We start from the raw sequence: 18,647 nt of genomic DNA, 5'->3' as shown, positions 1-18,647 counted from the left end.
TGACACGTGTTGTGCCAGCGGGCCTTTCGGCTGTCTCAGCCCTGTTGGGTTGGTACGACGATCATTTCGGCGACATTGACCCGCTTCGGGGCGCCGACCGCGTAGGCGATCGCGTCCGCGATGTCTTCGGAGACCAGGATTTCGATCTCGCTGCGCCACTCGGCGAGGCCCGCCTTCTGGTCTTCGTCGAGCATGCCCGCGCCGAGTTCGGTGCCGACGAAACCGGGTTCGATGGTCTTCACTCGAACGCCGCGCGGCCCGAACTCGCTGCGCAGGTTACGGGTCAGGTGTGCGACGGCGGCCTTGGTCGCGCAGTAGACGCCGTAGTTGGGGAACGCCAGGTGCCCGCCGACCGAGCCGACGTGCACCAGGTCGGCGCGTTCGCCGTTGCCCGCCGCGGCGAGCAGGTCATCGATGAAAGCCCTTCCGGTGTAGAGCAATCCGTTGATGTTGGTGCCTACCATCTGGTCCCACTCGTCGGTATCCGCCGACTCGTACGGGGCGCCGAGCATGACGCCCGCATTGGCGACCACGAGGTCGATCGGTCCGAACGCGGCCCGCACGGTCGACGCGGCGTCGCGCACCGACTGCTGCACGGACACGTCGGCCTCGACGGCGAGCACCTCGCCACCGATCTGGGCGGCCAACTCTTCGAGCCGATCCTTGCGCCGCCCTAGCAGCGCGACCTTCGCGCCGTCGGCCGCGAGCCGCCGGGCGGTGGCGGCGCCGATTCCACTGGATGCTCCGGTGACGACCGCGACGCGGCCGGTGAGGTTGTTTGTCATGACCACAACATTCGTGCTGGTCACGGCCTCGTGCCAGGGTACGGACTTCCTGGTAGTGGGAGGGCCACCCAGCGGGCGCGGCCCTCACCTACCCTCGAAGGATGGACTCCGATAACCGACTGGGCGCCTTTCTCCGGGCACGGCGCGAGCTGGTGCGCCCGGAGGATTTCGGGATGTCCGGTGGCGGCCAGCGCCGCGTGGCCGGGCTGCGGCGCGAGGAAGTCGCGATGCTCGCCGGGATGAGCGCCGACTACTACGTGCGGCTCGAGCAGGGGCGGGACAAGCATCCGTCCGAGCAGGTGGTCGCCGCGCTGGCGCGGGTCTTTGCGCTCGATGAGGAGGGTGCGGCGCATCTGCGGGAACTGGCTCGCCCGGTGGTGCGGCGCAGGCGGGCGCCGCAGCGTCCCGAGCGGGTGAGCCCCGGTCTGCTGGCGTTGATGCAGGCGTGGCCGAACACGCCCGCGTTGGTGTTGGGCAGGCACCTGGACGTGCTCGCCGCGAATCCGCTTGCCGCCGCGGTCAACGCGTGTTCGGTGCCGGGCATCAACCAGGTGCGGATGATGTTTCTCGATCCGGAAGCGCGAATCATCTACCCGGACTGGGCTATTCACGCCGCGGAGACGGTGGCGAGCCTGCGGGCCAGCGCGGGCGATCTCGATGACCCGCGGCTGACCGAACTCGTCGGTGAACTGTCGCTGAAGAGCGATGAGTTCCGCCGACTGTGGGCGCGCCACGATATTCGGGGAAAGATCGCGGGTACCAAACGCTTTCGCAATCCGATGGTCGGGGAGCTGAAGCTGTCGTATGAGACGTTCTCCGTGAACGGCGCGCCGGGGCAGCTGCTCATCGCCTACCACGCGGAACCCGGCTCCGCGTCGGAGCGTGCGCTGGCATTGCTCGGCAGCATGATCGCCACGGGGGAGCTGCCCCTTCGGAAATCGCACGCGTCGTCGCTCGACTAGCCGGTCGGTTCGTTCAGCGATCCGGCTACTGGCGGTGGTTGCGGCAGCCGGACATACTCGATCGTGGGCGTGATTGCCGCACGGACAGACCTGTGCAGTTCTTCGGGAACTCGATTCCCGGCATCGGTGACCGGGTTACCCTTCGGGTGCGGGCAGTGACGCCGATTCGATTGCGGCTGGACCCGATTGGGGGCAATGGTGACCGGACAGGCAACAACGGCGACCGAACTGCTTGCGGCGGCGCGCGCCTTCGCGCCGGAACTGGCGAAGCGGCGACAGGAGATCGACGCCGCGCGCCAGCTGCCCGCCGACATCGTCGAACGGCTGCGGGCGATGGGCATCTACGCGATGGGATTCAGCGCCGAGCTCGGTGGGCCGGGACTGACCTCGCTGGAGCAGCTGGAGGTGTTCGAGGCACTGGCCTATGGCGACACCGCCACCGGTTGGTGCGCGATGATCGGCGCGGCGACCGGCGTCTACGCCGGATTCCTCGACAAGCAGGCGCTCGCCGAGCTGATGCCGACGCGAGACCTGATCACCGCGGGGCTGATCGCGCCCTCCGGACGCGCCGTCCGGGTTGACGGCGGCTATCGGCTGACCGGTCGATGGAAGCTGGGCAGCGCCATCAACCATGCCGACCTCGTGGTCGCCGGTGCGATGATCTTCGATGGCGACGAATTGGCGCTCGCCGATGGTGCGCCGATCGCCAAGATGTTCTGCATGCGCCGCGACCAGGTTCAGGTCTTCGACACCTGGGACAGCACCGGTCTGCGCGGCAGCGGCAGCAACGACTACGCGGTCGATGCCCTGTTCATCCCCGAGCATCACTGCTTCGACTTCTACGAACCCAGAAGCGGCACAGGCAAACTCGCCGAACCCGAGACGCTGGCCCGGGTGATGCCCGGCATTCCGCTCGGCGCGACGCGCGCCGCACTGGATTACGTTCGCGATCTCGCGCAGGGCAAGGTGGTGGCGGGGACCGGGCGGAAGTGGGCCGATGACTATCGGGCGCAATACATTCTGGGTGAGTGCGAGATGGCGTACATCGTCGCGCGCGGCGCGGTCTTCGACAGCATGCGCACGCTGTGGGATGCGTTGGACGACAAGCGTTTCGCCGAGCTGCCCGCGGACATTCGGATCCAGACCTTGCTGACCCGCACGCATTCGTACCGCGCCTGCCGCCACATCATCGCCCGCCTGTGCGAGCTGGTCGGCACGGATTCGGTCTACAAGCCGAGTCCTCTCGACGTCTGGTTGCGCGACACGAGCACCATGACAACCCATCTCATGGCGCACGACCAGATGATCCAGACGGCAGGCGCGTTCCTGCTCGGCGGTAAGCCGGAATTCCCGCTCGTGCTCGGCGTGCGCTAGGCGGTCATTCGAGGCGCTTCACGTAGCGGTGGGCCGGTACGGCGACTGCGCCAGGGGCGTCGTGGCTGAAGGGACCTTTGTCGGACCAGCCGTGTTTTTCGTAGAACTTGCGGGCGCGGGCGTTGCCGGGGACGACGGCCAGCCAGGCTTCGTGGTGGCCGTTGGCGCGCACCCGGGCTTCCGCAGCGGCGAGCAGGATCGCGGCGATGCCGGAGCCGCGGTGGTCGGCGGCGATGTAGACCTGATGGACCTCGTCGTCGAGCACCATGACGAATCCGGCGATCGCGTCGCCTACCGTCGCGACGGTGGTGTTCGGGATCTGTTCTGCCGCACGGGTATCGAAGGACTCGCGGGGGCGGGCCGCGATCAGCTCGTCGGGGACGTTCCCGAGGTGTGCGTCGCACCAGCCCGGGTACCAGATCTCCGCGATCGTCAGCGCGTCCTCGGGCCGCGCCGCCCGTAGCGCCCCGGCCGCAACACCGTCCGTCATCCGCGCACCTTAACAACATCGCCCGACGAGGGGGAAGGTGCTGTCGGTGGTGGGTCTGCTGTCGGCAGACACAGGGACATTCAACGGTTCAGCGGCGATAGACCTGACGCATGATCGAAACATCGCACCTGGACTACCGAGGACAACTAGCCGACAGATTGTTCCGCCATCGGACGATCCAACTGACCGGTGAGGTCGACGACGCGATGGCCGAGCGGGCGTGCAGCGAACTGGTGCTGCTGGCCAGCGAGGACGACAAGCGCGACATCGTCCTCTACATCAATTCGCCGGGCGGCTCGGTGCTCGCCGGGCTCGCCATCTACGACACGATGAAGCTGATCCCGAACGACGTGGCGACCGTGGCCGTCGGATTCGCCGCGAGCATGGGGCAGGTGCTGCTCGCCTCGGGCACCAAGGGCAAGCGAATCAGCTTGGCGCACAGCCGGATCATGATGCACCAGCCTTCCGCGGGTATCGGCGGCACCGCGATGGACATCGCGATCCAGGCGGAGAACCTGGAGTACATGAAGCTGCAGTCGGAGCAGATCCTCGCCGCGGAGACCGGGCATTCGCTGGAGGAGATCCGAACCGACAGCGACCGTGACCGCTGGTTCACCCCGGAGCAGGCGCGCGAATACGGCATCGTGGACGAGATCGCCGCCGACTTCGCCCAGATCGCACCATTCACCAACGCACACCGAGCGGGGTTGTGACCATGAGTGAGCGAAGCGAACGAATCAATTACACAGCCGCCTTGGGGCATGACGGAGCCGAGCGCCAGCGAGGCGTAGTCATGTCCCAGTACACGATTCCCCATGTCATCGAACGGACCCCGAACGGCGAGCGCTCGTTCGACGTCTTCAGCCGGTTGCTCAACGACCGAATCATCTTCCTGGGCACCGAGATCGACGACGGCGTCGCGAATGTGGTGATGGCGCAACTGTTGCACCTGGAGTCGGAGTCGCCGGATCGCGAGATCAGCCTCTACATCAACTCGCCGGGCGGCTCGAACACGGCGATGCTGGCCATCTACGACACCATGCAGTTCCTGCGGACGCCGGTCGAGACCTACGCCATGGGTCAGGCGGTGTCGGCCGCAGCGGTGCTGTTGTCGGCGGGCACGGCCGGGCGACGGTACGTCCTCAACCACTCCCGCGTGCTGCTGCATCAGCCGTCCGCGCAGGGACAGGGGACCATCTCGGACCTGGCGTTGCAGGCCGCGGAGGTGATGCGGATCCGCTCGCAGACCGAGGCCATCCTCAGCAAGCACACCGGTCAGAGCGTCGAACAGCTACGCAAGGACACCGCGCGCGATCGCGTGTTCACCGCGCAGGAGGCCGTGGAGTACGGCCTGGCCGACGAGCTGATCTTCACCCGCGACCGCTGACGGTCAAGCCGCGACGAGCAGTTCTACGCGCGCCTCGGAGACCGGGCGGCGGCGCATATGCCGCAATGCGCCCAGTCTCCGAGCGCCGCGGAAGAGCAGCGACTCGATCGGCAGCCCGAGCGCCCCGCAGATCGAATGCAGCATCTCCGAGGACGCCTCCTTGCGTCCCCGCTCGATCTCGGACAGGTACTGCTTGGACATGCCGACCTCAGCCGCGACGTCGGCCAGCGTGCGGTCCTGATCCTGGCGCTCGTCGCGCAGTACTTCGCCATACACGGCACGCAGCAGCGGCGAGACCGTCTCGATCCGATCCTGGCGGGATTCGGGTGCCTCGACCCGTCCCCGTCGTGGCTCGCTGCGACGGTGCGCATCGAGATCGACTACGACGCCATCCTCTTCTGCTGCCATATCGACGAGTCTTACACCTCGCGGATCTGATCCGGCCGATGTTCGCCCACGGCAGACAACTACCCGGCAGCGAGCGTCAGCCGGGCGGCGTAGGTGCGCAGCAGGTCGATCAGGGCGGGGTCGTGCACGGCGATGCGACCGGTCGTGCCGATCGCCGCCAAAGCGCCGACAAGCGTGCCGTCATCGGCGTGTACGGGTACGGCGAGGGCGCTGCGGCCGACGCGACATTCATCGATCTCGGTGGCGACGTCGGCGGTGGTGACCCGGCGCAATTCCGCGGCCAGCACGATGGGGGAGGTGATGGTTGCCGCCGTGACTCGGCGCAGCAGGCCACCGGCGAGTGCCGGATGTGCGGCGAGCAGGAGTTTGCCGATCGCCGAGGCGTGCAGGTGCGTGCCGAGCAGCTGCTCGCCGCTGAGTTCGTGGTCGGGGTCCTTGTCCACCAATCGAACTCGATCGTCGGTGAACGCGGCGAGATGGATGCCGAAGCGGACCTGGCCGCGCAGTTCGTCGAGAATCTGGCCGTTGTCCGCGGGCGGCGGTGCGGCTCCGGCGAGTTCGCGGGTGCGGCGGCCGAGGGCGAAGCCGGACAGGTCCTCGATGCGCACCAGGTAGCCGTCGGCGACGAGCAGGTTAAGCAGTCGATACGCGGTGGCGGGCGGGATACCGGTATGTGCGGCAATGGTTTTCGCGGTGTCACCGGAGCCGAGTTTGGCCACCGCCTCCAGCAGGGCCAGCGCCTTCTGCACGGCGCGCGGCTCGTGCCCGCTCGGCGCGCCGTGGCGTTGCTGCGTGGTCACGGCCCGCTGGCGTCGGTGCGCTGCGCGCCGACCAGGGCGATGGTGCCGCGCGCGTTGACGGCGAACACCCCGGCGCCGGGCAGCACATCGGCCGATTCGGGACTGTCGAAAACCCCGATGGTGGTGAGGCTTCGCGGGTGGGCGTCACGTAAATAGCGGTGCCACAACAAGCCTGCCGTGACCACGGCGACGGCCGTCACGGCGAAGGCGAGAACGCTACCGGGGGCGCCGAATACGAGCAGGGCACCGAACATCGCGACGATGGCCGAACCACCGGCCAGCGCGAAATACGCGTCCTGAGGACGTATTTCGTGGATTCGGCGTAAGAACCGCACCGAGGCCAGCGCGACCAAGAGATACGCCGCGGATAGTGCGGTCCGGACGACCATCTTCGCCTCGTTCGGCACCCCGTCGAGCGCGGCGAAGGCCAGGACGCCGCCGGTCACGACGAGCACGATCGCCGCGAGTGCGACGTGCGGGGTGCGCAGGTGTCGGCTCACCTGCGTGAACATCCGTGGCAGCACGCCTTCCAGGCTCATCGAATAGACCAGTCGCGACGCGGCATTCGACGACGCCATGGCGGACGCCAGCCAGGAGCAGGTGAGTCCGGCGTCGAGCAGGATCACCACGAGCGGACTCACCCCGGTCGCGGTGCCGTGCAGGTAGGCGTTGACCAGTACCCCGGCCCGCCCGGACCAGGCGGCCCAAGCCGCGAAGATGAACAAGGAACCGCAGAGCACCGGCGTGAGCAGCACGGTGCGCGGCACCGTCACCAGCGGCCGCCGCGTCTCGGGTGCGAAGAAGGTGGCGCTCTCGAACCCGGCGAGCGCGAACATGGCGGACAGGGCCACCAGCAGCACACCCGGTCCATCGGGGCTCGGTGACGTGATCGGTACTTCCCCTGGCGTGCCGGACAGCAGCATCAGCCCGGCGATGAAGGTCAGCGAGCATGCCTCGACCGCGAGGATCACCACCGCGGCGAACCGCACACCACGGATGAGCGCGCCGCCGATAGCCGCCGCGATCACCAGATAGACGGCGCCGACCGGCCATCCGTGTAGGTGGAGGCCGAGCTGTGCGGCGACCGCGATCGCCGACTGCCCGCCGAAATACATGGTGAGCGCCGCGCTTCCGAGGTACTTCACCAGCATGCCGACGCCGCAGGTCAGTGCGGCCCGGGTGCCCAGCCCCTGGAATACGAACGTGTACAGACCGCCGGACGCGGCCAGTCGCCGGGCGAATTGCGCGACGCAGTAGGCGATCAGCGTGGTTACCACCGTCGCGACGACGATCGTGATCAGTCCGGGTAGCAGCGTCTCGTGGCTGAGCATGGTGACCGGCAGCACGACCATCGACGCGGCCGGTGCGGTCGTGGCGACCGATTGGCCCAGCAGCTCGGCACCGGACAGTTGCCTGCGCCCGAGGGCGCGCAGCGGCGAAATGGCCGGGCGCTCCGGCTCACCCGCCGAGAACGACCGCGCGACGGCGTCGGCAAGAGCAGTCATCGCCACACCTCCACACACTTTGTGCGGTGAAGTTATCTGCGTCGCGTTAAGCGGATATTGCGGTTGCGCTTCTGTTGCCGGTCGGCGAGTGGGAAACACAGCCGGTACCGCTCTCACTCGGTGACCGGCGAATCGTTGCCTCGCCGTAGCGATGCCGACTCGCACCCGTCCGACGATTTTCCCAGCACGGACATCTCGGCGGATGGAGCTCGAATTGACTGTCACCAGGCGATCTTTGATACAGGGCCTCGGCGTGACCGGTGGCGCGGGACTGGCCTACGGCGCGTTGTCGACGCTGGGCCTGGCACCCGCGTTGGCCGAGGCGCCGCAGCGCTTCGACCCGCCCGCGATGGGTGATCTGATCGGCCGGGCCTCCGGCAAGAACTCGGTCGTCGTCCTGGGTGGGGGACCGGCGGGGCTGTGCGCGGCCTACGAATTGCGTAAGGCGGGCTACGACGTCACGGTGCTGGAGGCCAGGCAGCGTCCGGGCGGGCGGGTCTGGTCGATTCGCAACGGGACCACCGAGACCGACCTGAACGGCGAGACCCAGCGGTGCACGTTCTCCGACGGGCACTTCTTCAACCTGGGTGCCACCCGCATTCCGCAGGGCCACATCACCCTGGACTACTGCCGCGAATTGGATGTCCCCATCCAGCCTTTCGGCAATCAGAACGCGAACACGTTGGTGCACTACAAGAGTGACACCGCGCTGTCGGGTCAGCCGGTGCAGTACCGGGCGGCTAAGGCCGATGTGTACGGATACCTGGCGGAGCTGCTGCAGAAGGCGGCGTCCAGGGGAGCGCTCGACGACGTGCTTTCGGGCGCGGACAAGGAGGCGCTCTCGTCCTTCCTGCGGGACTTCGGCGACCTGTCCAGCGACGGTCGCTACGTCGGATCCGCCCGTCGCGGTTACGATTCCGAGCCCGGTGCGGGCCTGAAGTTCGGTACGCCGCGGCAGCCGCACGCCATGTCCGACGTGATCCGCGGTGGCCTCGGCCGGAGCTTCAGCTTCGAATTCGATTACGACCAGGCCATGATGATGATGACCCCGATCGGCGGGATGGATCGCATCTACTACGCCTTCCAGCGCCGGATCGGCCTGGACCGCATCAAGTTCGGCGCCGAGGCGACCGCGCTGCACAACACGACCGACGGGGTGCGGGTCGAGTTCACCCAGGGCGGCAAGCAGCAGGCCATTACCGCGGACTACTGCGTGTGTGCCCTACCGCCGAATCTGGTCGGCCGCCTCACCAACAACCTGCCCGCCGATGTGCTCTCGGCGCTGAAGGCAGCGGTGCCGGTCTCCTCCGGCAAGCTCGGCATCGAGTACTCGCGGCGCTGGTGGGAGCTGGAGGACCGAATCTACGGCGGTGCCAGCAACACCGACCAGGACATCGCCCAGATCATGTTCCCCTACGACCATTTCAACTCCGATCGGGGCGTGGTGGTCGGCTACTACAACACCGGCAAACGGCATCAGGCGTTCGAATCCCTCACGCACAAACAGCGTTTGGCGAAGGCGGTCGCCGAAGGCAAGACGATCCACGGCGAGAAGTACGGCCGCGACATCACCGCCTCCTTCTCCGGCAGCTGGCGGCGCACCAGGTATTCCGAGGGCGCCTGGGTCGGCTGGTCCGGCAGCGACTCGCACGGCGGCGTCGCCACCCCGGAGTACACCAAACTGCTCGCGCCGGTGCAGCGCATCTACTTCGCCGGCGACCACCTGTCCAACGCGATCGCCTGGCAGCACGGCGCTTTCACCTCGGCCCGCGATGTGGTGACCGCATTGCACACCCGCGTCGCCGCCAGCTGACCTCATCCAGGAGTATCGAATGACCCGACCGTATGCCGCCGCCGCTCTGCTGGCCGCCGCGCTCGCCCTCACCGCCTGTTCTGCCGACTCCGAGGAGACGGCGGCGCCGACGGTGCGTACCAAACCCGTCCTCGAGGCGGGGCAGTCGAATCCGATGATCGCGCAGGGCGTGGCGATCGCCAATGGTGCCGCGCTCTACAAGACCAGCGGCATCGGCCCTGTCGCGACGAACAAGGCGGCAAGGGAGGGCAGCCCCGAGTTCTATATCGACACAGCACAATTCACCGGCGGGGTACTGCCACCGGGTGTCACGGTCACGGAAGCGCAAGGCATGGCGGTGCTTTCACGGATCAAGGAGAACCTGGAGGCGCAGGGCCTTGCCCTGGACAATGTGACGACCATGCGGGTCTTCCTGGACAACGCGCCAGGCACCGATCGAGCGGACTACGCGGGATGGAATCGCGCGTACCGCCAGTACTTCGCCAATACCAACCTGGACAGCGGCGATACCGAACTCGTGCCGCTCGGCACGGCCGCCCCCGCGGCGCCGGCGGTCCGTAATGCCGCACGACCGACCCGTTTCGCGCTCGAGGTCGCCAGCCTTCCGGCCGCAGGCTGGTTGGTGGAAGTCGAGGTCGACGCCGTCTATCCCACGAAGGGGGCCGAGTCGTAGCTCAGGCGCCGTTGGTGTCGATGTATTCGATGCCGGTGATGATGTCCGGGTCGATCACGATCAGCTGATTGTCCAGCACGGTCTCCGGATGCAGGTGGACCTGGTAGTGCGCGAGTTCCTGCTGATCGGTGACGGTGTCGGCGACGCCGGTGATGATCACGCAGCGGCCGAGGTTGGTCTGATGATCGATGGTGTCGACCTCGTAGGCGACGACCTGCCGGTGCAGCGTGCGGATCATGGCCGGGTCGGCGGCGATCACGATGCAGCCGTCGACGATCGTGTGCCGGACCGGGCGGATCGTGGGTAATGCATGCCGCGAGAACGCGATACGGCCGAATCGGACGGTGTGGAGCAGGTCCAAGGAGTCCTCTACCGACAGCTCACGCGTCTCGCTTGCGCGGTAGGCGGGCATGCCTCCATTCTTCCACCTGTTGTGGTTCGTTTCGGGGCATGGACAGCCGATGGCGCAAATTGCACGAGTATCCGTAAAATTAGGCAATGCCTCGAGTCTCGCAGCATGCTCGGGAGTGGTGTCGAGCCATGTGTTGATCGAGGAGGATTACATGCCCTATTCTGCGCGGCTCGGCTATACGGGTAATCCCACCCGCGTCCGGCTGCCGCACCGATCCGCCGAGCTGCCCATCGAAAAGCCGGGCAGTAGTACGGAATTCGCCGACGCCAGCGATCGGCTGGTCCGCCATCTCTTCGACGTCGGCCTCCAACTCCACCACGTTCTCGATGCCCTCGAACCGACCGCCCAGCCGCAGGTCCGTGACACCATCACCGCCCTGGTCGACGATCTAGACATGCTGATCCGCGATACCGGCCTCGCGATGCTCGCCCTGGCCAGCGAACGTCAGGGCCCCGCACCGGCCGACGGCCAGGTTCCGCGAGCCCGCCTCCGTCGGCGCTGATCCCTGCCCTTATTCGGCCACCGGGCGTGCCGTCACGCCCGGCTGCCTGACACTCGCGATTGACCCGTGCGCTTCAGGTGAACTGCCGAGGATGACTTGACGTTCGTCGTGTGTTGTTGCTGGGTGTGTTGAGTCACTTTGCGGGAGTGGTTGTTGACGTACCCCTGTGTTTGGGTGGCTGTGGGGTGGGGATGACGGCAGGGCTCCGGCGTTGTCGGATGCGGTAGCGCTGATCTGCGGAAACATAGTGGGCGACACGACATGTCGGCGTCTTGGGCGGGCACGGGTTCTTCGGAGACGATGAAGGTCTCTTACGCCTGAAATCGATCCCGGAGTTGCCCCGTGCCCGCTGGAACAGTATCCCCTGCCGAGACCGTTGTGGGGGTGTTGGGGCAGTGCTGCGGCGAGGGGAACGCAATCAACGCAACCATTGCGCCGTCGTTGCTGGAAGTGCTTCGCGAGGTCCCCGATCCGCGCGATCCGCGCGGGATCCGGTACCCGTTGGCGACGCTGTTGGCGATCGCGATCCTGGCCGCTGCGGCGGGCATGCGGTCCTTCGCCGGGTTCGTGACCTGGACGCGCACGGCCCCGGTGGAAGTGTTGGCGGAGTTGGGTACTCGGTTCCGGCGGCCCAGCGAGAAGACCTTCCGTTCGGTGTTGAGCAGGCTTGATGCCGCAGACCTGGACCGTCGGCTCGGTGAATACTTCATGATCGTCGTCGCCACCACGGTCGACATCGAGGCCGGGGAGTTGTTGGCGGTCGCGTTGGACGGCAAAACGGTGCGGGGTGCCCGCACCGGTGGTGGACGCGCCCCGCACCTGGTGTCGGTGTAGGCCCACCACGCCCGGATGGTCCTCGGTCAGATCGCCGTGGCGATGAAGACGAACGAGATCCCCACTGTCCCGACCCTGCTGCGGCTGCTGAACCGGACCCGAATGTTGGTAACGATCGACGCAATGCACACCCAGGTAGCGACGGCGAAACTTATTTGCGGACAACTGAAGTCGCACTATTTGATGACCGCGAAAGAGAATCAGCCGAAGTTGCTCGCGCGGATCAAGGCCCAGCCGTGGGCGCTCGTGCCGACCGTGCTGCGTGATGCCGACGACAAGGCGAGCCATGGCCGTTTGGAGACCCGGACCTTCAAGATCCTCACCGCGCCCCGCGGTATCGGATTCCCCTACGCCCGCCAGATCATCGAGATCACCCGCGAACGGGTCGAGGTCAGCACCGGCAAACGGAGCCGCGAGGTCGTGTACGCGCTGTGCAGCGTCGCTTTCGAGCAAGCCCCGGCCAAAATGATTGCCGCATGGTTGCGGAACCACTGGGATATCGAGAATGCCATCCACTGGGTTCGTGACGTGACCTTTGACGAGGACAGGTCGACCGTGCGGACCGGGAACGCCCCACAGGTCATGGCGACCCTCAGAAATACCGCGATCAACCTCCACCGGCTCCAAGGAGAAATCAACATCGCCGAGGCATGCCGCACAACGGCATTCACTCCGGACCGAGCGCTACACCTCGTCACCAAAGGACAAAACTACTGGTCAGAGCTGGCTTAACCGACAACGCCGTAGCCCTGGGGATGACGGATTTTGGTCGGGGGCAGCGTAGGGAGGGAGTGCAGTGGTAGCGATCGATGTCGAGCGGTCGGTGGGTTGGGGCGGGGCCCGAGTGGCCTGGCGGGGTGTCGCGGCGCGTGGGCTCGGCGGAGTGCCTCCTACTGCGTTGGTGCTCGCCGGGATCGTCAGTGTGCAGATCGGTGCGGCGCTGGCGATGCAGTTGTTCGCCGCGACCGGGGCGGCGGGCGCGGTCAGCATGCGGTTGGCGTTCGCCGGGGTTGTGCTGCTGGTGTTCTGGCGGTCCTCGTTGCGGATCGGGTGGCGGGCGGTGCCGGTCGCGCTGGCGTACGGCACGGTGCTCGCGCTGATGAACCTGGTGTTCTATGAGGCGCTCGACCGGATTCCGCTCGGGATGGCGGTGACCATCGAGTTCCTCGGTCCGCTGGCCGTGGCGTTGGCGGGGTCGCGGCGCTGGATCGATCCGGTGTGGGCGGTGCTGGCCGGCGGCGGCGTGGTGCTGTTGACGCAGGCCGATGGGGAAGTCGAGTGGGTCGGGGTGTTGCTGGCGCTGGCGGCGGGGGTGCTGTGGGCGGGCTACATCCTGTTGAGCGCGGCGCTCGGCCAGCGGACCAGCGACGGCGGCGGGCTCGCGATCGCGATGGCGTTCGGTGGCGTGCTGATCGCGCCGGTCGGCATCATCGACGCGGGCAGTGCGCTGCTCGACCCCGCCGTTCTCGCGGTGGGATTCGGGGTGGCGCTGCTGTCGTCGGTACTGCCGTACTCGGTGGAATTGGAGGCGCTGCGGCGGATTTCACCCCGCGTGTTCGGTGTGCTGATGAGTCTGGAACCGGCCGTGGCGGCGCTCGCCGGTCTGATCGTGCTCGGCCAGTTCATGAACATCCAGCAGTGGGCGGGCGTCATCTGTGTGGTGGCCGCGTCGGCCGGAGCCACCCGTACCGCCGAGAAACGTTGACAGGCCGCGATTTTCGCAACGCGTCGAGCGGGTTGGCTGCCCGGTGGGTGGGATGTGTGGTCGACGGCGGATCGGGCCGCGTGTTACGACGGGCGGTGTGAATCCGATCGGACCGCTCGGCGCTGCCGACGAAGGCTTCAATCATCAGATCGTCGACACCGTTGCCACGGTCGGCACCAGTGACTTGGCGTGGACCGAGAAGGTGTGTGCGATGGCATGCGCACCGGACGGGTCGGTGCAGCTCGGATTCGGGTTGGGGCAGTACAAGAATCGCAATGTGCTCGACGGGTACGCGGGGATTTCGCGGGGCGTCGAGCAGGTGACGGTGCGGGGGAGCCGGACGTTGATGCCTACGCCGGAGACGCTGGCGGTGGGGCCGATCGAATACGAGATCGTGGAGTCGCTGCGGCAGATTCGGTTCCGGTTGGCGGAGAACGATTGTCAGCCGGTCGCTTTCGACTGGCTCTTCGAGGCGGCGTTGCCTGCGCAGCTGGAGGATCGCACGCACATGCGGCGCGGGTACCGGGTGATGTCGGATCTGGTGCGTTATCACCAGATCGGTACCGCCTCGGGGTGGGTCAGTATCGATGGGGTGCGGACCACGTTCGCGGACTGGGTGTCGACGAGGGATCACTCGTGGGGTGTGCGGTACGACGTGGGGGTGCCGCTCGGTGATGTGGAGTCGATGGATCTGCCGCCGGAGGTGTCGTTCCGGATGATCTGGGCGCCGATCCTGATGACCCGCCCGGACGGTTCACGGTATGGGCTGCACCTGCACTACCAAATCGTCCAGCTGGACGGGTTTTTCAGCAAGACGGTGATGGGTGGGGTGGAGCACGCGGACGGCCGGTTCGAGAAGTGGACGGACCTGGTGCCCGAGCTGTCCTTCGACCCGGAGAACCGGCGGCTGCGTGGCGGCGAGATCCAAGCGACGACCGAAGACGGCACCGAGCGGGTGCTGAAGTTGGCGGCTGTGTCGGACACTGGGTTTCATCTCGGCGCCGGACTCTACTTCGGATTCGAAGGGCGACACCATGGTTCGTGGCTCGGGCCCGGTCTGCACCTGGACGGCGAGCGGATCGAGGACTGCTCCACCTACGAATCCGCTTGCCACCTACACCAGATCCGCGACACCGTGGTCCGGGTAACCGATTCCACCGGCGCGACCGGCGTCGGCAACTGTCAGCCGATCATCACCGGCGGCGACGAATCCCTCGGGTTGACGAAGGAATCGTCCTTCATGTGAAGAGGCTCGGCTCGATACCCCGGCCTCGTTATCCGTGGTGTGTCACTAGCCGCCGTTCGCGCCGTTTCCGCCGTTCCTGTCGTTCGCTTCGTCGCACTCAGCGTCGTCCTCAGGACAATCGCCGTTCGCGTCCGTACCGGCCCTGCCGTCTGCGACGAACTCCAGGCCGGGGTACTCCGCCTTGACGCCGAACTCGTCGATGAACGCCACGCTCACGTCGCCTTTGGCACCCTTCGTCCATTTGCCGCCCTCGCCCGCTTTGACTTTGACCGTTACCTGGTCGGCCTTGCCGGTGCAGTTCGTCTTCCCGTCGAAGTCCTGCTGAACGAAGCCCGACGCAGCCTCGGTCTTGCCGTCCTTGGCCACTTCGTCGACCATGACGCTGATCTTCTCGTGCTTGGCGTTGGTGCAGTTGTAGACGACGTCGACCATCAGGGTCGATCCGTCGTTGGGGTCGGTCGCGACAGCGGCGACGGACAGGGACTCCCCGGCGTCGGCCGATGCCGTACCGCCCATACCGATCTGCATCGCTGCGGCGATCGCGAACGCGCTGCCGACCAGAACCTTCGATGTACGCATAGAAACGCTACCTCCCATTGCTGTTTCGGCGACGCCGGTGGCCGAGCCGAGAGCCACCTGCGCGTCATGAATTCTTGGTATTGCTGCCAGCTCGCGCTGTGCAGCATTGTCCGGGGCCCAATTGCCGACCGGAATCACGGCCGCAAGGGCAGGCTATGCGCGGCGGCCGCATGCCTTACCAGCGGAATCAGATGGATCGCGGAAAGGTTAGCGCATGCCGTGGGGTGCGGCAAAATGCCAGTTCAGGAGGCATTTCCAGGAATTCGTGCAATGTTTCGAAATGACTGGAAATTACACCCATCCAGAACTGTCGTGGCAACGAATACGTTATTAGAGCTCGAATTGGTCGCCGACTGACAAACGTCGGTGAATTCTGCCGCTAGGTAGCCCGGGGCGGTCCCGCCAGCGCGGCACGGATCTCACCGATACTCGGATTCACCAGTTCGTGCCCGTTCGCGAGGACGGTCGGCGTGATCTCGTCCCCGCCGGTGATCGCCCGCACCTCGGCGGCGGCCTTGGGATCGCGGATGTCGACCCTGCGGAACGGGATGCGCGCAAGCCGCAGGCGGGTGCCGAGTCGCAGGCAGAACGGGCAACCCCAGCGCCAGTAGACGGTGATCGGAGTAGCGGGATCGGTCATCGTCAGTCCTCAGCGCGTTCGTTGTCCGGGGCAGCCGGTGCGTTCCTTTGAGCGTATACCGGCACTTTCATCCATGTCAGCGCCATATCGCTTGCCGGACTCCGCGCGAGGGCCGCCCGGAAATTCGGTCGACCTGGACGGTCGCTATATCTACGGTCAGGAGCGTGTTCGATCGACCTCTCGATAACGGGCAAGCCACCGAGATCCTCCGTTCGGTCTGGCCGGATGTGGTCGTCACCGACGTCCGCGCCCGGACCGGAGGGCAGTTGAGCTCCGTCCATGAAGTGCGATGCGCGGAGCCCGCGGAGTCGGTGATTGTGAAGGTCTATGCCGATCAATGGCGGTGGAAACAGGCCAAGGAAGTCTCGGTGTACCGACTGTTGCGCACGCACGAAGTCGGTCCGATTCCGGAGATCCTGCGGGTGGAGCCGGACATCGAGCCGCTCGGTTGCGCCTGCACTGTCATGACGATGCTGCCCGGTCAGCCGCTCTCGCACATCAGCGCCTACCTCGACGATGCGCAGATCGCTCATCTCTACCGCCAATTGGGCGCGAAACTGGCCGCGATCCACCGCATCGAACAATCCGCCTACGGCTATCTGACGACCCGGATACTCGATCCGGAGCCGGACAACACCGCCTACATGACGCGCCAGTTCGCCAAGAAGCTCGCCGAGTTCGCGGAGCTCGGCGGTGACTCGGCACTGCATGCCGCCGCTCATGCTTACGTCGCGACCCGGACAGGTCTGTTCCGTCGTTGCCAAGCACCGGTGTTGTGCCACAACGACTTCCATGAAGGAAACGTTCTCGTCGAGCGCAACGGAGACGGCTGGACGGTGACCGGATTCATCGATGTGGAGAACGCCGTCGCCGCGGACCCGCTCCTGGACCTCGCCAAGACCGACTACTACTCCGTGCACGGCGACCCGGTAAAGCGGGCCGCGCTCGTTGCGGGCTATGGCGAGCTCCCCGACGACTGGTCCGAGAGATCGAAGCTGTACCGGCTCTATCACGCCCTCGAACTGTGGGACTGGTTCGCCTCCATCGGCGAGACCGCGCCGCTATCCGGGATCGCCGACGACATCCGCCAACTGATCTGAAACATTCGGCCGTTTGTGTCACAGCGGTGCGCCGGGCGAGTGAGGATGCAAGGTAACTCGCCGGGGCGTGCTGTTCCGGCGCCCAGGACTAGGACCGGATTCATGACGGATAGGACCATCAGGATGCGCGTTGGTGCTGTTGCGGGAATTGTGGGAATCGCGGCGGTGGCCGCGCTGAGTGCCGTGCCGAATGCGGGGGCGACGGTGACGCAAATCGGTATGTTGCCGGGAATCAATGCCGGATCGGCGACCAATTACGGGACGGGTTGTAGTTATCAAGCGCGGGCGACATTGACCGATGTGGTGCAGCCGGTTGTGTTCTACGACAACGCTGTTCCGTTCGCGGTGGTCAAGCCGTCCGGTGGGACCGCGCTGGCCGATTGGGTGCCTGCGACGCAGGGGCTGCACACGATCAGTGCCGTGCAGGCGCCGGACGACAGCGTGATTGCGAGCGTGGATGTCCGGGTCGGGACCGGCGTGCACCTGGGCTATGGGTGCAACGTCTTCGGCGGCTGAGCCCTACTCGCCGTCGACCAGATGCCGTAGGAAGCGGTCCGGTTCGGCGAGAAAGTCCCTGGTCAGTCGGACCGGCAGCGCTTGGTCGTAGCTGACCTCGCCGATGGCACCGTCCTCGGCGATCTCGTAGATCGTCGCACCGGGTAGCGCGAGCAGGATCGGCGAATGCGTCGCCACCACGAACTGGCAGCGCCGTGCGGTCAGGTCCGACAGCAGCGCCAGCACGGCCATGCAGCCGCGGGGCGACAACGCCGCCTCGGGCTCGTCCAGCAGATACAACCCGTTCGGGAAGAAGCGATGTCGCATCAGATCCACGAACGACTCACCATGCGAGCGCTCGTGCGGCGACACGCCACCGAAGACCGCCAACTGATCCGGCCCGAGTTCCTCGGTTTCCGTGGCGACGTTGTAGTACGACTCGGCGCGCAGGAAGAACCGGCTGCGGGGCTTATCGATGCCCCACTTCACCACCACGTGGTCGCCGAGAACCGACTCGGTCGACCGGGTGGTGAAGCGATAGTGCTGGCTGCCGCCCTCCGGATTCATTCCGAGGGCCACCGCCAACGCCTCCACCAGGGTCGACTTTCCGCTGCCGTTCTCGCCGACGAAAAAGGTCACGCCCGGCGACAGCGGCAGGCCGCCTGCCTGCGCGAGATGCGTCACGGCGGGCAGGCAAAACGGATACTCGTCCATGTCGACGCCATTCGACGCGAGCCGCATCTCGCGGATGTATCCGGTGGTCTCGACGTCCCTGCGCACGCCCCATCGTAAGCACAAAGAGCAATGTCGGAATTGCCTGGTCAGAATTTGTTTTCGCCGACTGGTGGGCACGGCGAACCGGGGCTACCATCACCCCATTCAGTCGCCCGTGAGGAGAGCAGTGATATCGAAGACTCTGCTCGGGACGGCTATGTCG

Annotated in this window: 20 protein-coding genes and 1 pseudogene; 12 read left to right on the top strand and 9 right to left on the bottom strand. The window is 66.3% G+C overall.

The window, feature by feature from the left end:
- Positions 1-35: 35 nt before the first annotated feature.
- The gene (locus tag ACQPW1_RS40175; protein WP_433658190.1) at positions 36-785 is read right to left on the bottom strand and encodes an SDR family oxidoreductase; all 750 of its coding nucleotides are present in this window, start codon (positions 783-785) and stop codon (positions 36-38) included.
- Between the two features lie 101 nt (positions 786-886).
- Here ACQPW1_RS40175 and ACQPW1_RS40170 point away from each other — a divergent pair, with 101 nt between their 5' ends.
- Positions 887-1,747, top strand: a complete 861-nt coding sequence (locus tag ACQPW1_RS40170; protein ID WP_433658188.1) for a helix-turn-helix transcriptional regulator — start codon at positions 887-889, stop codon at positions 1,745-1,747.
- Between the two features lie 198 nt (positions 1,748-1,945).
- Positions 1,946-3,121: an acyl-CoA dehydrogenase family protein gene (locus ACQPW1_RS40165; protein WP_433658186.1), complete on the top strand. Its 1,176-nt coding sequence runs from the start codon at positions 1,946-1,948 to the stop codon at positions 3,119-3,121.
- A gap of 4 nt (positions 3,122-3,125) precedes the next feature.
- On the opposite strand, the gene ACQPW1_RS40160 is transcribed toward ACQPW1_RS40165, so the two are convergent.
- Positions 3,126-3,611, bottom strand: coding sequence for an N-acetyltransferase family protein (locus ACQPW1_RS40160; RefSeq protein ID WP_433658184.1), 486 nt, complete (start codon positions 3,609-3,611; stop codon positions 3,126-3,128).
- 110 nt (positions 3,612-3,721) lie between these two features.
- Here ACQPW1_RS40160 and ACQPW1_RS40155 point away from each other — a divergent pair, with 110 nt between their 5' ends.
- Positions 3,722-4,324 (top strand): ClpP family protease, encoded by a 603-nt coding sequence (locus tag ACQPW1_RS40155; protein ID WP_433658182.1) that lies wholly within the window; start codon positions 3,722-3,724, stop codon positions 4,322-4,324.
- Positions 4,325-4,404: 80 nt separating this feature from the next.
- Positions 4,405-4,998, top strand: a complete 594-nt coding sequence (locus ACQPW1_RS40150) for a ClpP family protease (protein WP_433658180.1) — start codon at positions 4,405-4,407, stop codon at positions 4,996-4,998.
- Positions 4,999-5,001: 3 nt separating this feature from the next.
- On the opposite strand, the gene ACQPW1_RS40145 is transcribed toward ACQPW1_RS40150, so the two are convergent.
- The 3 genes from ACQPW1_RS40145 to ACQPW1_RS40135 are packed head-to-tail and all read right to left on the bottom strand — an operon-like array spanning position 5,002 to position 7,711.
- Positions 5,002-5,406 carry a helix-turn-helix domain-containing protein gene (locus tag ACQPW1_RS40145; RefSeq protein ID WP_433658179.1) on the bottom strand — a complete coding sequence of 135 codons (405 nt, stop codon included), beginning with the start codon at positions 5,404-5,406 and terminating at the stop codon, positions 5,002-5,004.
- Positions 5,407-5,465: 59 nt separating this feature from the next.
- The gene (locus ACQPW1_RS40140; protein ID WP_433658177.1) at positions 5,466-6,206 is read right to left on the bottom strand and encodes an IclR family transcriptional regulator; all 741 of its coding nucleotides are present in this window, start codon (positions 6,204-6,206) and stop codon (positions 5,466-5,468) included.
- Complete coding sequence (locus ACQPW1_RS40135) at positions 6,203-7,711, bottom strand: APC family permease (RefSeq protein WP_433658175.1); 1,509 nt, start codon at positions 7,709-7,711, stop codon at positions 6,203-6,205. The genes ACQPW1_RS40140 and ACQPW1_RS40135 overlap by 4 nt, the downstream gene beginning before the upstream one ends.
- Before the next feature lie 238 nt (positions 7,712-7,949).
- Here ACQPW1_RS40135 and ACQPW1_RS40130 point away from each other — a divergent pair, with 238 nt between their 5' ends.
- Entirely contained in the window at positions 7,950-9,524 is a 1,575-nt protein-coding gene (locus ACQPW1_RS40130) for a flavin monoamine oxidase family protein (RefSeq protein ID WP_433665461.1), read from the top strand.
- 19 nt (positions 9,525-9,543) lie between these two features.
- The gene (locus tag ACQPW1_RS40125) at positions 9,544-10,197 is read left to right on the top strand and encodes a Rid family hydrolase (RefSeq protein ID WP_433658173.1); all 654 of its coding nucleotides are present in this window, start codon (positions 9,544-9,546) and stop codon (positions 10,195-10,197) included.
- 1 nt (position 10,198) lies between these two features.
- Here the strand turns inward: ACQPW1_RS40125 and ACQPW1_RS40120 are convergent, their stop codons facing one another.
- Positions 10,199-10,609, bottom strand: a complete 411-nt coding sequence (locus ACQPW1_RS40120; protein WP_433658172.1) for a pyridoxamine 5'-phosphate oxidase family protein — start codon at positions 10,607-10,609, stop codon at positions 10,199-10,201.
- 151 nt (positions 10,610-10,760) lie between these two features.
- Here ACQPW1_RS40120 and ACQPW1_RS40115 point away from each other — a divergent pair, with 151 nt between their 5' ends.
- The 4 genes and pseudogenes from ACQPW1_RS40115 (at position 10,761) to ACQPW1_RS40100 (ending at position 14,896) form a co-directional block, all read left to right on the top strand.
- Positions 10,761-11,111 carry a hypothetical protein gene (locus ACQPW1_RS40115; protein ID WP_433658170.1) on the top strand — a complete coding sequence of 117 codons (351 nt, stop codon included), beginning with the start codon at positions 10,761-10,763 and terminating at the stop codon, positions 11,109-11,111.
- A gap of 342 nt (positions 11,112-11,453) precedes the next feature.
- Positions 11,454-12,677, top strand: a pseudogene (locus ACQPW1_RS40110) (ISAs1 family transposase).
- A 64-nt stretch (positions 12,678-12,741) separates the two neighbouring features.
- Entirely contained in the window at positions 12,742-13,650 is a 909-nt protein-coding gene (locus tag ACQPW1_RS40105; protein ID WP_433658168.1) for an EamA family transporter, read from the top strand.
- A gap of 97 nt (positions 13,651-13,747) precedes the next feature.
- Positions 13,748-14,896, top strand: coding sequence for a hypothetical protein (locus ACQPW1_RS40100; protein ID WP_433658167.1), 1,149 nt, complete (start codon positions 13,748-13,750; stop codon positions 14,894-14,896).
- 45 nt (positions 14,897-14,941) lie between these two features.
- Here the strand turns inward: ACQPW1_RS40100 and ACQPW1_RS40095 are convergent, their stop codons facing one another.
- Together ACQPW1_RS40095 and ACQPW1_RS40090 are read right to left on the bottom strand one after the other, a co-directional pair.
- The gene (locus ACQPW1_RS40095) at positions 14,942-15,475 is read right to left on the bottom strand and encodes a hypothetical protein (RefSeq protein ID WP_433658165.1); all 534 of its coding nucleotides are present in this window, start codon (positions 15,473-15,475) and stop codon (positions 14,942-14,944) included.
- Between the two features lie 379 nt (positions 15,476-15,854).
- Positions 15,855-16,115: a glutaredoxin domain-containing protein gene (locus ACQPW1_RS40090; protein ID WP_433658163.1), complete on the bottom strand. Its 261-nt coding sequence runs from the start codon at positions 16,113-16,115 to the stop codon at positions 15,855-15,857.
- Positions 16,116-16,279: 164 nt separating this feature from the next.
- Here ACQPW1_RS40090 and ACQPW1_RS40085 point away from each other — a divergent pair, with 164 nt between their 5' ends.
- Together ACQPW1_RS40085 and ACQPW1_RS40080 are read left to right on the top strand one after the other, a co-directional pair.
- A complete protein-coding gene (locus ACQPW1_RS40085; RefSeq protein WP_433658161.1) occupies positions 16,280-17,215 on the top strand; it encodes a phosphotransferase family protein in 936 nt (311 codons plus the stop codon).
- Between the two features lie 102 nt (positions 17,216-17,317).
- Positions 17,318-17,731, top strand: a complete 414-nt coding sequence (locus ACQPW1_RS40080) for a hypothetical protein (protein WP_433658160.1) — start codon at positions 17,318-17,320, stop codon at positions 17,729-17,731.
- Between the two features lie 3 nt (positions 17,732-17,734).
- Here the strand turns inward: ACQPW1_RS40080 and ACQPW1_RS40075 are convergent, their stop codons facing one another.
- Positions 17,735-18,490: an AAA family ATPase gene (locus tag ACQPW1_RS40075; protein WP_433658158.1), complete on the bottom strand. Its 756-nt coding sequence runs from the start codon at positions 18,488-18,490 to the stop codon at positions 17,735-17,737.
- Positions 18,491-18,647 lie beyond the last annotated feature (157 nt).

Source organism: Nocardia sp. CA-128927 (assembly GCF_050955855.1).
Lineage (GTDB): Bacteria > Actinomycetota > Actinomycetes > Mycobacteriales > Mycobacteriaceae > Nocardia.
This window is presented reverse-complemented; position numbering and strand designations above follow the sequence as displayed.